Origin of the sequence: Streptomyces carminius (genome assembly GCF_002794255.1) — a bacterium.
Taxonomy (GTDB): domain Bacteria; phylum Actinomycetota; class Actinomycetes; order Streptomycetales; family Streptomycetaceae; genus Streptomyces; species Streptomyces carminius.
In genome coordinates this window covers 147,472-160,357 of record NZ_PGGW01000061.1, presented here as the reverse complement: position 1 = coordinate 160,357, position 12,886 = coordinate 147,472, and the positions used below count along the sequence as shown (strand labels likewise).

The following is a 12,886-nucleotide window of genomic DNA, read 5'->3' as shown; positions in this document are numbered from 1 at the left end:
GACTCCTGGGCCGGTGTCCGCGCGAGCCACCGGCGGTACCGCGTGCCGGACGCCGGTGCCCCCGGCGCACGGCGACCGGACCGTCACGGAGGATCGAGGCCGGGGAGACCCGGGGGAGACGGCTCCCCGCCTCGCCGTCCCCAGGGATGCTCAGTCGAGGCAGAACTCGTTGCCTTCGACGTCCTGCATCACGATGCAGGACTCGTTGACGTCATCGGCGGGCAGGAGCTGTACGCGTACCGCGCCGAGCGCGACCAGTCGCGCGCATTCGGCCTCGAGCGCGGCCAGCCGCTCCTCACCCACGAGTCCGGTGCCGGCCCGCACGTCGAGGTGCACTCGGTTCTTGACGACCTTCCCTTCGGGAACGCGCTGGAAGAACAGTCGCGGGCCTACACCTGAGGGATCAACGCACGCGAACGATGACCCCTGGTCCTCGGGCGGCAGCGAGCGGTCGAAATCGTCCCAACTGGCGAATCCCTCCGGTGGAGGCGGTACGACGTACCCCAGCACCTCGCACCAGAAACGAGCGACGCGCTCAGGATCCGCGCAGTCGAAGGTGACCTGGAACTGTTTGACCGATGCCATCGGCTCACCGTAGCAAGGAGCGCTGCTGCTCATCTTCCGTTGGGGATCCGCAGGGTGAAGGGGCGGACGGCCCTTTGCGGACCGCCCCTGTGTCGTGCGGGCACAGGGAGAACGGTGAGGGCTGGAACCGCACCCGTCCGGAGCCGTGGCCGTCCTCGGGAACCGGGCCACCGGGACTTCCTCGTCGCGTCCAGCCTGGACGCCGGGGTGCTGGGCGGGGAGCGGCCGGCCGAGGCGATCGCGCTGATCAACCCGCACCAGCAGGATGTCCAGGACTATCTGGCGGCTGCCTTCCGCGCGCCAGGCAAGGAGAACGATCCGCTGCTGCTGTTCAGCCGCTTCACCGACGAGGTGCGGCTGGTGGGGGACGTGGTCAGGACCCGGGGACGGGTCACCTACCGGGAGGGCGAACGCGGCGCGGTCGAGGTGACCACCGATGTCACCTACGTCTACCCCGTCGTGCGGGCCGCGGCCGGGAGCGACGAGGTCGTGCGCACCATCGTGCGCCGCGAGGTGGTGATGAGCTGGGACGACCCGGCGAAGGTGGTCACCGAGCCGGGCACGTTCTCCCTGGTCTCCTACAAGGTGGACACCACCAACGGCGGCTGCGACACCTTCACCGGCTACCTCACCCCCGAGTTCGGCGCCGAACGCGGGGCCGCGGGAGACGGCCCCGAGGTCGACCCGTACGACCGGAGCACCTCGATGGACGCGCGTATGCGGGAGGCCGGCGAGGAGGGATGCGGGACCGCCACCCGGTCCTGAGTTGCGGAACCGGCGGCGGCCCCCGGCTCGTCCCCGTCGGCAGAACCGACCTCGTCGAGGGACGCCCGCCGATGCCCGACCACCCCGCCGCCCCGCGGCAGCCGGAGAACCCGGAGAGTGTCCTGCTGCGTGCCCGCGACCTCATCGAGGCCGATGATCCGCGTATCCATGAGGTCGAGGAGGCTCTTGCCCCGGAGCTGTCCCGGGAGACCTCCCCGGACCGGCTGCACTACCTCGCCGCACTGGCCGTCGCCGCTGTGGACGCCCGTCGTGGGGACCGCCGTGCTGAGCGGGGCTGGGCGTACCACGCCGCGACCGCCGTCGTCGCCGTGATGTTCCTGGTGCTGGGCGTCAGCATGGTCGCCGCGGTGGTGGCCGGGGTCTTCGCCCTGTGGAAGGCCGTTCTCTGAGCGGCGGCGTGTGCGCGGGCGGCCCCGCCGGGGCGCGGTTCCTGAACGCCGACGGCCGGGGCGGTGACGGGAATCGAACCCACCTGCCCCGGCCGAGGCGCGTGCTTCGTTCTTGACGGGCAGGCTGTCAGGGACGCGTACGTCCTTTTATCCCCGCCACGAACGCACTCCACGTGCTCTCGGGGAAGACCAGGGCCGGGCCGTCGGGGTGCTTGCTGTCCCGGACGGGGACCGCGCCGGGGAGGCCGTCGGCGACCTCGACGCAGTCGCCGTTGCTCGCCCCGCTGTAACTGGACTTGCGCCACGTCAGGTTGTGATCGTTGATCATCGCTTGTACTCCTCCGACACGGCCTCCAGCAGGGCCAGCGATTCCTCTGACGACAGGGCGTCGCCCAGAGCGAGATCGTAGGCCGACTGACAGGCCTCGACTACTTCCGGATCGTCCATGACACGTCCTGTGCGCAGACCTTCAACGTAGGCCACCGGCGGGGCATCGGTGAACCGCATGAGGGTGACCATGCTCTCCAGCAGTGCGTGTGCACCCGCGGAGAAGGGGAGCACATGAACCCTCACTCGTCCACTGCGCCCCAGCGTGGCGATGTGCTTCAACTGCTCTGCGATGGCTTCACGTCCACCAACGAGCCGTCGGAGAATCGACTCGTCCAACAGAGCCCACAGTACTGGTGAGTTGGGGTCATCGAGGATGCGGGCACGCTCTATGCGGTTGATCACCCGTCGCTCTACATCCTTGTGTGTATAGACCGGAGTGCCTGCACGGAAGACGGCTTGTGCGTAGGCCTCGGTCTGGAGGATGCCGGGGACGAGCGACGCCCCGTAGGTCTTGATCACACCGGCCAGCTTCTCCATCTCGGCGACAGCCGCGAAGTGGTCGGCGAAGCGTCCCTCGTCCAGTGAGCGGCGCATGCGCTCGAAGAAGCCGTCCGTGCCCAACGCCTGGTCGATCCGGCGGGCGTCCTCCGGACGGGGTTTCCGCCGTCCCGCCTCGAAGTGGGCGATCATCTGCGGCGAGATGACGACCGTCTCGCCGAGCTGGACCTGCGCCAGGTCCCGGCTCTCGCGCTTCCGCTGAAGCTCCGCACCGTAGAACTCCTGCGGGGAGTAGGGACGCTCGGTCCCGTCACCACGACGCATGTGTTCAATGCCCCTCTCTCCAGCCCTGCGTGGAGAGCTGGAAGCCCTGTTGAGCGTACCGCCGCAGCAGCATTCTGTGAGTGAGTGGACACGGAAAGCCACCATGCACGGCACGGGAGCAGGCATGGCGACGTACCTCATGGACACCAGGCGCAACCAGATCGGCGAACTGATGGGCAAGAGCGGGGGCCGGTACTTCCTCCGCCCGCCCGGCGGGGGCCGTGAGTGGGAGTGCCCGCCGGAGAACACCCGACTGCCCACCCCCGCCGAGCAGTTGAGCGCGGGGGTGCGGGCGGCGAACCGGCACAGCCGGGAGCGGTTCCGGTGAGGTCCCGTACCTGGATCACCGGGCAGTGCTGGCTGTACTGCCTCCGTCCGCAGGTGCCGGTGATGTGGATCGGTCCGGTGTGGGCCGAGGGGCAGCAGGCCGGGCTGTACGCCTGCGAGGGCTGCGTCCAGACGCTCAACGGCCTGATCCGGACGGCCCTTCACCGGCGGGACCGCGCCCCCGCCCGATAGCTCACCGGCCCCGGACGGTTCCTGGCCGGTGTGGGACGTCCCGCCCGTCCGCTTCGGTGCGGACGGGCGGGACGGGCGGGACGGCACGACTGTGCCGGACTACCAGGGCAGCGTGCCCACGGCGGCGTCGAAGTAGCCCCCGGTCGGGCCGTCGGGGCCGAGCCGCGCCATGCGGACGATGATCTCGGCGCCCTCCTCGACCGGCTGCATGCCCCTGTGCTGGTTCAGGTCCGTCGCGGTGTAGCCGGGGTTCACCGCGTTGATCCGCATGCCGGGGAACGCCTTCGCGTACTTCACGGTGATCATGTTGACCGCCGCCTTCGACGCCGGATAGGCGACACCCGGGTAGTCGTGCTCCGGTGTGCCGGGGGTGGTGGACTCGGTCAGCGAACCCAGGCTGCTGCTGACGTTGACCACGACCGGGGAGGCGGAGCGCCGCAGCAGCGGCAGGAACGCGCGGGTGACGCGCACCGTCCCGAAGACGTTGGTCTCGAACACCGACCGCAGCACCTCGTCGGTCGTCTCCGTGGGGCCGAGCGGTTCTCCGTCCGGCGCCCATATCTCGATGCCGGCGTTGTTGACCAGCACGTCCAGTCCGCCATCGGCCTCGATGGTCTTCACCGCGGCGGCGACCGACGCGTCGTCGGTGACGTCGACCGCCACCGTCCGCACGCCCAGCCGCTCGGCCGCGCGGCGCCCGCGTTCGGCGTCCCGGCTGCCGAGGTAGACGGTGTGGCCCGCGGCGGCCAGCCGGCGGGCGGTCTCGAAACCGAGCCCCTTGTTGGCCCCGGTGATCAGTGTTCTCGTCGTCGTGGTTGTCGTCATACGAGCCAGGCTGCGGCCCGGCGGCGCGGCCTGCCAGGCGTCCCGTCTTCCTGGGAACACCGGTACCAGGCAGGCCCGTCGGCGGGCGGGGCACACTGGGGGCATGACGGTGACGGATTTCGGACAGGCGGTGCGCCGCTGGCGCGACCGCACCCCGCCGGACGCCGCCGGGCTGCCGGCCGGCGGGCACCGGCGCGCGCCCGGGCTGCGCCGCGAGGAGCTGGCCCAGCTGGCCGGAGTCTCCGTCGACTACGTCACCCGCCTCGAACAGGGCCGGGCGTCCCATCCCTCGGCGCAGGTCGCCGAGGCCCTGGCCAGGGCCCTGCGGCTGTCGGGAACGGAACGTGACCACCTCTTCCTGCTGGCCGGGCTGGCGCCGCCGGGTCCGCGGACGGTGCCCGCGCACCTCACCCCGGGCGTCCAGCGGCTGCTGGACCGGCTGGCCGACACGCCCGTCGCGGTCCACGACGCGGCCTGGACGCTGCTGGTGGCCAACCCGCCGTACGCCGCCCTGCACGGCGATCCCTCGCCGTGGCGGGGCAACGAACGCAGCGCGGTATGGCGGCACTTCGCCGGTCTCGGCAGCCGGACCCGGCACACGCCGGATTCCCTGCGCGCCTTCGAGACCGCGCTCGTCGCCGACCTGCGCGCGACCGCCGGCCGCTACCCGGCCGACCAGGGGCTGCGGCGGCTGGTCGCGGAACTGCGCGCGCGCAGCGACCGGTTCGCCGAGCTGTGGGACTCCGGAGCGGTCGGCCGGCATGAGGCCGCCCGCAAGACCGTCGACCATCCGCGGGTGGGTCCTGTGACGCTGGACTGCGACGTGCTCACCGTGGCCGGCAGCGACCTGCGCGTCGTGGTCTACACGGCCGAGCCCGGCACCGAGGACGCCGAGCGCCTCGCACTGCTCACCGTGCTCGGCACCCAGACCCTCACCGGGTAGCGGTTGCGGCCGTGTCGCCGGGGACGAGCAGCGACTCCAGTGTGAGGGGCCCGGTACGCCGAGCCCGGCCGGCAGGAGGCACCTGCCACCGGTGAACCGGGCCGGCCACCGCGGCGGTACGGCACCCGGGCGGACCGGCCCGGTGGTGCGCGGAGGCGGTCGGGGAACTCATGCCCCACGCCCCGGGGCCGCGTGCGCGAGGGCCGACGGGGTGAGCCGGCCCACGATGGCCGGGGCCTCCCGGACGAGGTCCTCGTTCCCGATCGCCTCGACCATGAACAGCGCGAAGTCGACCCGCCGGGTCCGGTTGCTCGCGAGCACGGGGTCGCCGACGTGCCGGCTCCACACCGGCAGTCCCTGGCTCTCGCCCTCCTCCAGGTCGCTGCCGCGCACCACGGTCCAGCGGGTGTCGCCGGCGAAGATCCGGCGGCAGGCCTCCACCTGGTCGTCGATGTCGACCATCCTGACCAGCTTCGCCAGGACCGTGACGACGGCCACGGACGCCTTGAACCAGCGGGAGTAGAGGTCCTTGCCGTCGCGGGTGATGTGCCAGCCGCAGGAGAACACCAGCCGCGCCCCCGGGCGCGCGTGGTCCAGCACGGCCTGCGCGGTGCCGGAGGCGTAGTGGTGCACCCCCCAGGGCACCAGCACGGTCAGCACCGCGTCGCACCCCTCCACCGCGCGGGCGATGACGGCGCGGTCGTCCGTGGGGCCCGGTACGACGGTGATGCGCCCCTCGAAGTCGGCCAGCTTCCCCACGCTCTGCTCGCGGCACACTCCGACGACCTCGTATCCCCGGTCCAGCGCGTGCCGCACGAGGTAGCGCCCGAGTTTGCCCGAGGCGCCGACGACACACACCCTCTTCCCCGCTCCCACCTGCCGGATCCCGTCCGGCCGTACTGCCTCCATCGTCCCCACCCCTTGGATCTTCCGCTGCCTTACGTTGTAAGTCTACCTTACATCGTAAGAACGCCTTACGGAGTAAGGTGGACCGTGCCAGTGCCGGACGAGGGAACGATGAGGAGGCCTTCCGTGCCACCGGAGGGGGCTGCGAAGCCGGCGCGACGCCGCGAGCCACTGACCCGCGAGGCGGTGCTGCGCACCGCGGTCGCGCTGGCCGACCGTGACGGGGTCGCGGCACTGACGATGCGCAGGCTGGCGGAACGGCTCGGTGTGGAGGCCATGTCGCTGTACCACCACGTCGCCAACAAGGACGCCATCCTCGACGGCATGGTCGACGCGGTCTTCGGCGAGATCGAACTCCCGGCGGCCGACGGCGACTGGCGCACGGCGATGCGGCTGCGGGCGTTCTCCGCGCGCGAGGCCCTCAAGCGCCACCCGTGGGCGGTCGGGCTCCTGGACTCACGGGCCAACCCCGGACCGGAGACGCTGCGGCACCACGAGGCGGTGATCGGCAGCCTGCGCGCGGGAGGGTTCTCGGTCGCCGGCGCGGCCCACGCCTTCTCGGTGCTCGACAGCTACGTCTACGGGTTCACCCTCCAGGAACTCGGCCTGCCCTTCGAGTCCACCGGCGACGATCTGGAGACGCTGGGCGCGGCGATGCTCGAACGCATGCCCCGCGACGAGTTCCCGCACCTGACCGAGATGTTCCTCCAGCACGCGCTGCGGCCCGGTTACGCCTACGCCGACGAGTTCGCCGTCGGCCTGGACCTGGTGCTGGACGGTCTCGACCGGTGCCGCGAGACCTGGCGGTAGCCGGTAGCCGTCGCGCCCCGGCGGTGCGTACCGGACCGTGCCGGGCCCGCTGCCGGGACAGGGGCCGTGTCGCGATGCCCGAACGCCGACGGCCGGGTCCTTGATCCGGGGGCTGACCGCGCATCAGGGGCGTGCGCGTCCCTTCGTCTCCTCTTGTCTCCTCCACGAAGGCGTTCCACGCGCGCTGGGGGAGGGAAGACCAGGGCCGGCCGCCGGGATGCCGCGGGGCCACGAGGCTGGTGTCGGCATTGCGGAATTCGGCACCGTGATGCCTGAGAGTGCGTCTATCGTTGCTGTCCGTATCGACAACCTCTGGGGGGCGGATGCGTAACAAGGATGTGGTCGACGGCGGCTCGGAGGACGGGCCGGGCAGGGTGATCGCGGGCCGTTACAGACTGCAGCGCCGGCTCGGACGCGGTGGGATGGGCGTGGTCTGGGAGGCCCTCGACACGACCCTGGACCGGAAGGTGGCGGTGAAGGGGCTGCTGTATCCGGGGGCCGCCAGCCCCGACGCCCAGGCGAAGTGGGTGAGCCGGGCACGCCGCGAGGCGCAGGCCATCGCCAGGATCGGGCACCAGAACGTGGTCGCCGTGCACGATGTGGTCGAGGACGGCAATCAGGTCTGGATCGTGATGGAGCTGCTCAACTCCCGCTCCCTGGCCGATCTGCTGCGCGAACAGCGGCAGCTGTCCGTTCCCCATGCGGCGCGGATCGGCCTGCAGGTGCTGCGCGGGCTGGTGGCCGTGCACGAAGCCGGCGTACTGCACCGCGATGTGAAACCCCACAACATCCTGTTCCGCTCCGACGGGCGTGCACTCCTGATGGACTTCGGGATCGCCACCTTCGAGGGGGCCACACAGGTCACCCGGTCGCACGAGATCATCGGGACGCCGCAGTACCTGGCACCGGAACTGCTCGGCCAGACACCGGCCGACCCGCGCCGGGCGTCCACCGCGTCGGACCTCTGGTCGTTCGGTGTCACTCTGTACGAGACGGTGGAGGGCAGGCGCCCCTTCGGCGGAGCCACCAACTTCGAACTCTTCACCGCCGTACGCGAGTCGCCGGTGCCGCCCATGAGGTACGCCGGGCCGCTCACCGGGCTGATCGAGGCGCTGCTCCGGAAGGACCCCGGTCAGCGCCCGGACGCCGCCGAGGTGGACCGGATGCTGCAGACCGTCGCCGAGGACTTCGCAGTGCCGGACACTCCTGACGTGAGGCCGGTAGACCCCGATCCCCCCAAGCTCCCGGACATCATCGAGCCGGTGCCCGATCCGCCCCGGCCCCGGTGGAGGATATCGGTGGTCGCCGTCTGCACCGCGCTGCTGCTCACGGGCACGGCATGGTTCGCCTGGCCGGAGCCGGGGGACACCTCCGGCTCCACAGGTTCGAACGGCAGTTCCGGCGGTCCTGGCTACGACTGTGGCGACGGGCTGCAGGTCGGCATCAAGCGAGACCAGCCCGGGCTGAGCGTGAGGGACGGCGGCGAATACAAGGGTTTCGAGGTCGAACTCGCCAAGGAGATCGCCAAGGAACTGGGCTGCACGGGCGAAGTGGAATTCAGCGAGGTCACCTCGGGGAACCGCGGCTCTGCCCTGGACGCCAGCAGGGTCGATCTCGTGCTGGCCACGTACAGCATCAACAAACAGCGCCAGAAGGAAGGCGTGAGGTTCGCAGGCCCCTACTTCAAGGCTCTCAGAGGGCTGCTGGTGCGCAAGGGGCGACCGTACAACAGCCTCAGCGATCTGCAGAAGGATCCCAAGGTGGAGGTGTGTACCGCGAGGAACTCGGTCTACGAGAAGTGGCTCGAAGCTGAGGGACTGGGGAGTCAGATGGTTCTCCAGGACGGCTACGACGCGTGTGTGAAGGATTTGCTGGACCGGAAGACCAACGTCTACGCGGTGGCCACCGACGATGTCATCGTCGCCGGTCTCGCCGACAAGTACGACGCCGAAACCAAGGCCCTTCCCAGCCTCGGCGGCACTGAGGACTACGGAGTGGCGATGGACGCGAAGGAGGATGCGCTGCACACGGCGGTGTGTGCAGCGTTGAAGGACATCACGGCGAAACCCCGGGGGGAAGCCGCGACCTCGCGGTGGGCCGACCTCTACAACCGCCACCTCAAGCCGATCATGAAACATCAGCCGACCCCCGAAGAGCCGGAACTCACGTCATGCTGAGGCCCCGGCCGGGACGGTCGCCGGCCGGCCAGGCACACATCGGAGTGCCGTGGGGCTGAGGGAGAAGATCTGGCCTTCCGACTCAGGAGGACTCGGGAGGAAGCACCGCAAGTTCTGACGACGGGTGTCGGAGTCCCGCGCGACAAGTTGCGCGGGGCTCCGGCACAGGTCAGGACTTTGATCGTGTTGGGAGGATCCACTCGCTGGATCGCCGTGGTGTCAACGGGGGCAACGGCCAAGCCGGCTGCGCAACGCTCCTCGACCGTTCCGTTCGGGAGGACTTCGGCCAGGAGCTCGTGCCCCGCAGCCGGGAACGCTCTGGGGTGCTCCTGCCGGGAACGGGGAGATCGGAGGAACAGCGCGAGGGCCGGAAGCCGCTGCGGCTCCACCAGGTGGGCACGGACCGGGGACCCGGACGGCATAACATCACCCGTACGAACACGCCCGGAAGGCCCGCGCCGCCCGACGGCGCCCCGGTCTCCGGCACCGGATGACACCGCTGGGGGAAGACCCGACCATGACAGCCGAGACGTTCGAGTTCCAGGTGGAGGCGCGGCAGCTCCTCCAGATGATGGTCCACTCGGTGTACTCGAACAAGGACGTGTTCCTGCGGGAGCTCGTCTCCAACGCCTCCGACGCGCTCGACAAGCTGCGCATCGAGGCGCTGCGCGACGACTCGCTGGGCGCTGACGTCTCCGACCTGCACATCGACATCGAGGCGGACAAGGACGCCCGCACCCTGATCGTGCGGGACAACGGCATCGGGATGTCGCGCGACGAGGTCGTGGGGCTCATCGGGACGATCGCCAAGTCCGGCACCGCGGAGTTCCTCCAGAAGCTCAGGGAGGCGCAGAAGGACGGCACCCCCGACGGGGCCGCCGCCACGGAGGGCCTCATCGGGCAGTTCGGCGTCGGCTTCTACTCCGCCTTCATGGTGGCCGACGAGGTCACGCTGCTGACCCGCCGCGCGGGGGAGGCCACCGGCACCCGCTGGACGTCCACCGGCGAGGGCACGTACAGCATCGAGACGGTGGACGACGCGCCGCAGGGCACCTCGGTCACCCTGCACCTCAAGCCGGCGGACGACGAGGACCGGCTCTTCGACTACACGTCCCCCTGGAAGATCAAGGAGATCATCAAGCGCTACTCGGACTTCATCACCTGGCCGATCAGGCTGATCACGGCCGGGACCGGGGCCGACGGCGGGGAAGGCGAGGAAGGGGAGAAGGGAGAGAAGGGGGACGGGAAGCCGGAGCCGGAGACGGTCAACTCCCGGCAGGCCCTGTGGGCGCGGCCCCGCAGCGAGGTCTCCGACGAGGAGTACCACGAGCTGTACAAGCACATCAGCCACGACTGGACCGACCCGCTGGAGACCATCCGCATCCACGCGGAGGGCACCTTCGAGTACCAGGCGCTGCTCTTCCTCCCCGCCCGGCCGCCGCAGGACCTCTTCACCCAGGGCGGCAGGCGCGGTCTGCAGCTCTATGTGAAGCGCGTGCTGATCATGGAGGAGTGCGAGGAACTCGTCCCGCCGTACCTGCGCTTCGTCAAGGGCGTCGTCGACGCCCAGGACCTGTCGCTCAACATCTCCCGCGAGATCCTCCAGCAGGACCGGCACATCCAGCTGATGCGGCGGCGGCTGTCGAAGAAGGTCCTGTCCACCGTCAAGGAGATGCGGACCAAGCAGCCCGAGAAGTACACCGCCTTCTGGCGGGAGTTCGGCGCGGTCCTCAAGGAGGGGCTGCTCAACGACTTCGACAACCGGGACGCGATCCTCGCCGCCTGCTCGTTCGCCACCACCCACGACGCGGAGAAGACGGCGACCCTGGCGGAGTACGTCGAGCGGATGAAGGAGGGGCAGGAGCACATCTACTACCTGAACGGCCCGTCCCGCGCCGCCGTCGAGAACTCGCCGCACATGGAGGCCTTCCGCGACAAGGGCCTTGAGGTGCTCGTCCTGACCGACCCGGTCGACGAGGTGTGGGTCGACACGGTGCCCGACTTCCAGGGCAGGAAGCTGCTCTCCATCGCCAAGGGTGAGGCCGAGCTCGGCACCGAGGAGGAGAAGGAGCAGGCGAAGGCGGAACGAGAGCAGCAGCGGGAGGAGTACGCCGGCCTGCTGACCTGGCTGGGCGAGCGGCTCGGCGACGAGGTGAAGGAGGTGCGGCTGTCCGCCCGCCTCACCAGCTCGCCGGCCTGCGTCGTCTCGGACACCGACGACATGACGCCCGCCCTGCGGAACATGCTCCGTTCCATGGGGCAGGAGGTGCCCGAGAGCAAGCGCATCCTCGAGCTCAACCCCGGCCATCCCCTGATCGCCGGTCTGCGCAAGGCGCACGCCGCCGACGCCGCCGACCTCCGGCTGCCGGGCATGGCCGAGATCGTGCACGGGCTGGCACTGCTCGCGGAGGGGGACAGCCCCGCCGACCCGGCCCGCTTCACCCGGCTCCTCGCGGAGCACCTGGAGCGCACGCTGTAGGCGCCGGAGTCGCCGGAGCACTGCGGAAGGGGCGGGCGGCCACGGGCCGCCCGCCCTCGGTCAGTTCCCCGTGGGGGGACGTACGGCGGTGTGCGAGAGGAAGGCCGTCCACTCCCGGATGGGGAAGCGGAGTACGGGGCCCTGGGTGTTCTTGGAATCGCGTATGTGAATGACATCGGGGGCTTTCGCCACCTCGACGCAGTCGCCCCCGTCGGGGCCGCTGTGGCTGCTTTTGTACCAGTTGAGGTCTGCTGACTCGCTCGTAGTCCGGTTGGCACTCATGCTTCTCCTGCTACGCGTTCGATGAGACGGGCAGACTCCTGGGAGTTCAGGGCCTGTGTGCGTAGCTTCCCATATCGCAATTCGAAGGCGCTGACCTTCTTCGGGTCGGAGATCATCATGCTCTCGTCGTGCGATTCGAAGTAGGCCACTCGCCGGTGATCGGTGGTCTCCAGCAGGACCAGTGGTCCGTGGAGACCCGCATGCGACCCGTTGGAGGTCGGCATGACCTGGATCTCGACGTTCCGCAGTCGCATGCACCGCAGCAACTGTTCCAGTTGGGCCTTCATCGTCTCCCTACCGCCCACAGGGCAGTGCAGCACGGCCTCCCCGATGATGAAGGACAGTTCCACCAGTGGTGTCTTGGTGAGGATCTTCTGCCTGCTCAGCCGGGCTTCGACATGCCGTTCGACCGTTTCGTCCTCCATCGGTGGGCAGCGGGCGAGGAACACAGCCCGTGCGTAGTCCTCGGTCTGCAACAGGCCCGGTACAAGCAGTGGATCGTAGGAGAACCTGCTCACCGCGTCGGCCTCGATGACAGCGAAGTCCTGGAAGAATGCGGGCAGTTTGGCCAGATCCACCTGCTCCTGGAGGGCCAGCAGGTTGCCGCCCGCGTCCAGGACGCGTTCGGCGGTCTCGGTGAAGTGGAGCTTGGCGGGCCGCCGTCCCTGTTCGACGGAGGCGATCTGGTGGGGCGAGTACACCATCGCCTCGGCCAGCTGCTCCTGGTTCATCCCCGCCCGCTTGCGGTGGAGCTTGAGGAGTCTTCCGTAGCCGACCCAGATCGCCGGCGGGTCGTCGTTGCCTTCCGTGCCGCCCTGCCTCGGCAGACGCTTGTCCGTCACGCGCGTCGCACCCCCTCGTGGATTGGTCCACCCGGACCAACCGCGCCGCCCGCCTCCGGTCACGGCCCGCGGCCCGTACGGAAAACGCCGTCGGCCCGTACACAGGCGTGTGTGCCGGGGCGGCGGGGTGGTGGTCGGTAACGTTGGCGGACGCGGCAGGACGAGTGCGAAGCGAGCGAGAGGGGAGAGGT

The 12,886-nt window shown here is 70.0% G+C and carries 14 protein-coding genes and 1 pseudogene; 8 read left to right on the top strand and 7 right to left on the bottom strand.

All coding sequences use genetic code 11. The features are described from left to right. Window positions 1-150: 150 nt before the first annotated feature. The gene (locus CUT44_RS21525) at window positions 151-585 is read right to left on the bottom strand and encodes a VOC family protein (protein WP_100203560.1); all 435 of its coding nucleotides are present in this window, start codon (window positions 583-585) and stop codon (window positions 151-153) included. 171 nt (window positions 586-756) lie between these two features. On the opposite strand from CUT44_RS21525, the pseudogene CUT44_RS21520 reads away from it, so the two are divergent. Both CUT44_RS21520 and CUT44_RS21515 read left to right on the top strand, forming a co-directional pair. Then, window positions 757-1,350, top strand: a pseudogene (locus CUT44_RS21520) (hypothetical protein); the annotation flags it as partial. Then, a complete protein-coding gene (locus CUT44_RS21515; RefSeq protein WP_100203559.1) occupies window positions 1,326-1,760 on the top strand; it encodes a hypothetical protein in 435 nt (144 codons plus the stop codon). The pseudogene CUT44_RS21520 and the gene CUT44_RS21515, both read left to right, overlap by 25 nt. Window positions 1,761-1,887: 127 nt before the next feature. On the opposite strand, the gene CUT44_RS21510 is transcribed toward CUT44_RS21515, so the two are convergent. Then, a complete protein-coding gene (locus CUT44_RS21510) occupies window positions 1,888-2,088 on the bottom strand; it encodes a DUF397 domain-containing protein (RefSeq protein ID WP_100203558.1) in 201 nt (66 codons plus the stop codon). Next, window positions 2,085-2,912, bottom strand: coding sequence for a helix-turn-helix domain-containing protein (locus CUT44_RS21505; protein ID WP_100203557.1), 828 nt, complete (start codon window positions 2,910-2,912; stop codon window positions 2,085-2,087). The genes CUT44_RS21510 and CUT44_RS21505 overlap by 4 nt, the downstream gene beginning before the upstream one ends. Window positions 2,913-3,036: 124 nt before the next feature. Between CUT44_RS21505 and CUT44_RS21500 the strand changes: the two genes are divergently transcribed. Both CUT44_RS21500 and CUT44_RS21495 read left to right on the top strand, forming a co-directional pair. Beyond that, entirely contained in the window at window positions 3,037-3,240 is a 204-nt protein-coding gene (locus tag CUT44_RS21500; RefSeq protein ID WP_233221549.1) for a hypothetical protein, read from the top strand. Then, window positions 3,237-3,431: a hypothetical protein gene (locus tag CUT44_RS21495; RefSeq protein ID WP_100203555.1), complete on the top strand. Its 195-nt coding sequence runs from the start codon at window positions 3,237-3,239 to the stop codon at window positions 3,429-3,431. The genes CUT44_RS21500 and CUT44_RS21495 overlap by 4 nt, the downstream gene beginning before the upstream one ends. Window positions 3,432-3,530: 99 nt before the next feature. Here the strand turns inward: CUT44_RS21495 and CUT44_RS21490 are convergent, their stop codons facing one another. Then, window positions 3,531-4,256: an SDR family NAD(P)-dependent oxidoreductase gene (locus CUT44_RS21490; protein ID WP_100203554.1), complete on the bottom strand. Its 726-nt coding sequence runs from the start codon at window positions 4,254-4,256 to the stop codon at window positions 3,531-3,533. Window positions 4,257-4,359: 103 nt separating this feature from the next. Between CUT44_RS21490 and CUT44_RS21485 the strand changes: the two genes are divergently transcribed. Beyond that, window positions 4,360-5,199 carry a helix-turn-helix transcriptional regulator gene (locus tag CUT44_RS21485; RefSeq protein WP_100203553.1) on the top strand — a complete coding sequence of 280 codons (840 nt, stop codon included), beginning with the start codon at window positions 4,360-4,362 and terminating at the stop codon, window positions 5,197-5,199. Between the two features lie 168 nt (window positions 5,200-5,367). Here the strand turns inward: CUT44_RS21485 and CUT44_RS21480 are convergent, their stop codons facing one another. Then, window positions 5,368-6,108 (bottom strand): NAD(P)-dependent oxidoreductase, encoded by a 741-nt coding sequence (locus CUT44_RS21480; RefSeq protein WP_100203552.1) that lies wholly within the window; start codon window positions 6,106-6,108, stop codon window positions 5,368-5,370. A gap of 123 nt (window positions 6,109-6,231) precedes the next feature. On the opposite strand from CUT44_RS21480, the gene CUT44_RS21475 reads away from it, so the two are divergent. The 3 genes from CUT44_RS21475 to htpG all read left to right on the top strand — a co-directional run bounded on the left by CUT44_RS21475 (window position 6,232) and on the right by htpG (window position 11,571). Then, the gene (locus tag CUT44_RS21475) at window positions 6,232-6,915 is read left to right on the top strand and encodes a TetR/AcrR family transcriptional regulator (protein ID WP_233221548.1); all 684 of its coding nucleotides are present in this window, start codon (window positions 6,232-6,234) and stop codon (window positions 6,913-6,915) included. A gap of 323 nt (window positions 6,916-7,238) precedes the next feature. Further along, the gene (locus CUT44_RS21470) at window positions 7,239-9,092 is read left to right on the top strand and encodes a serine/threonine-protein kinase (protein ID WP_100203551.1); all 1,854 of its coding nucleotides are present in this window, start codon (window positions 7,239-7,241) and stop codon (window positions 9,090-9,092) included. A 517-nt stretch (window positions 9,093-9,609) separates the two neighbouring features. Then, window positions 9,610-11,571, top strand: a complete 1,962-nt coding sequence (htpG, locus tag CUT44_RS21465; RefSeq protein WP_100203550.1) for a molecular chaperone HtpG — start codon at window positions 9,610-9,612, stop codon at window positions 11,569-11,571. 60 nt (window positions 11,572-11,631) lie between these two features. On the opposite strand, the gene CUT44_RS21460 is transcribed toward htpG, so the two are convergent. Continuing rightward, on the bottom strand, window positions 11,632-11,853 hold the full coding sequence (locus CUT44_RS21460; protein ID WP_100203549.1) for a DUF397 domain-containing protein: 222 nt from the start codon (window positions 11,851-11,853) through the stop codon (window positions 11,632-11,634). Next, window positions 11,850-12,695: a helix-turn-helix domain-containing protein gene (locus CUT44_RS21455; protein ID WP_100203548.1), complete on the bottom strand. Its 846-nt coding sequence runs from the start codon at window positions 12,693-12,695 to the stop codon at window positions 11,850-11,852. Before CUT44_RS21455 ends, CUT44_RS21460 begins: the two co-directional genes overlap by 4 nt. Window positions 12,696-12,886: the final 191 nt, after the last annotated feature.

Excerpts from the sequence above, each read along its gene's own strand:
- CUT44_RS21525 (WP_100203560.1), bottom strand. The coding sequence starts at position 585 with ATGGCATCGGTCAAACAGTTCCAGGTCACCTTCGACTGCGCGGATCCT.
- CUT44_RS21515 (WP_100203559.1), top strand. The coding sequence starts at position 1,326 with ATGCGGGACCGCCACCCGGTCCTGAGTTGCGGAACCGGCGGCGGCCCC.
- CUT44_RS21510 (WP_100203558.1), bottom strand. The coding sequence starts at position 2,088 with ATGATCAACGATCACAACCTGACGTGGCGCAAGTCCAGTTACAGCGGG.
- CUT44_RS21505 (WP_100203557.1), bottom strand. The coding sequence starts at position 2,912 with ATGCGTCGTGGTGACGGGACCGAGCGTCCCTACTCCCCGCAGGAGTTC.
- CUT44_RS21500 (WP_233221549.1), top strand. The coding sequence starts at position 3,037 with ATGGCGACGTACCTCATGGACACCAGGCGCAACCAGATCGGCGAACTG.
- CUT44_RS21490 (WP_100203554.1), bottom strand. The coding sequence starts at position 4,256 with ATGACGACAACCACGACGACGAGAACACTGATCACCGGGGCCAACAAG.
- CUT44_RS21485 (WP_100203553.1), top strand. The coding sequence starts at position 4,360 with ATGACGGTGACGGATTTCGGACAGGCGGTGCGCCGCTGGCGCGACCGC.
- CUT44_RS21480 (WP_100203552.1), bottom strand. The coding sequence starts at position 6,108 with ATGGAGGCAGTACGGCCGGACGGGATCCGGCAGGTGGGAGCGGGGAAG.
- CUT44_RS21470 (WP_100203551.1), top strand. The coding sequence starts at position 7,239 with ATGCGTAACAAGGATGTGGTCGACGGCGGCTCGGAGGACGGGCCGGGC.
- htpG (WP_100203550.1), top strand. The coding sequence starts at position 9,610 with ATGACAGCCGAGACGTTCGAGTTCCAGGTGGAGGCGCGGCAGCTCCTC.
- CUT44_RS21460 (WP_100203549.1), bottom strand. The coding sequence starts at position 11,853 with ATGAGTGCCAACCGGACTACGAGCGAGTCAGCAGACCTCAACTGGTAC.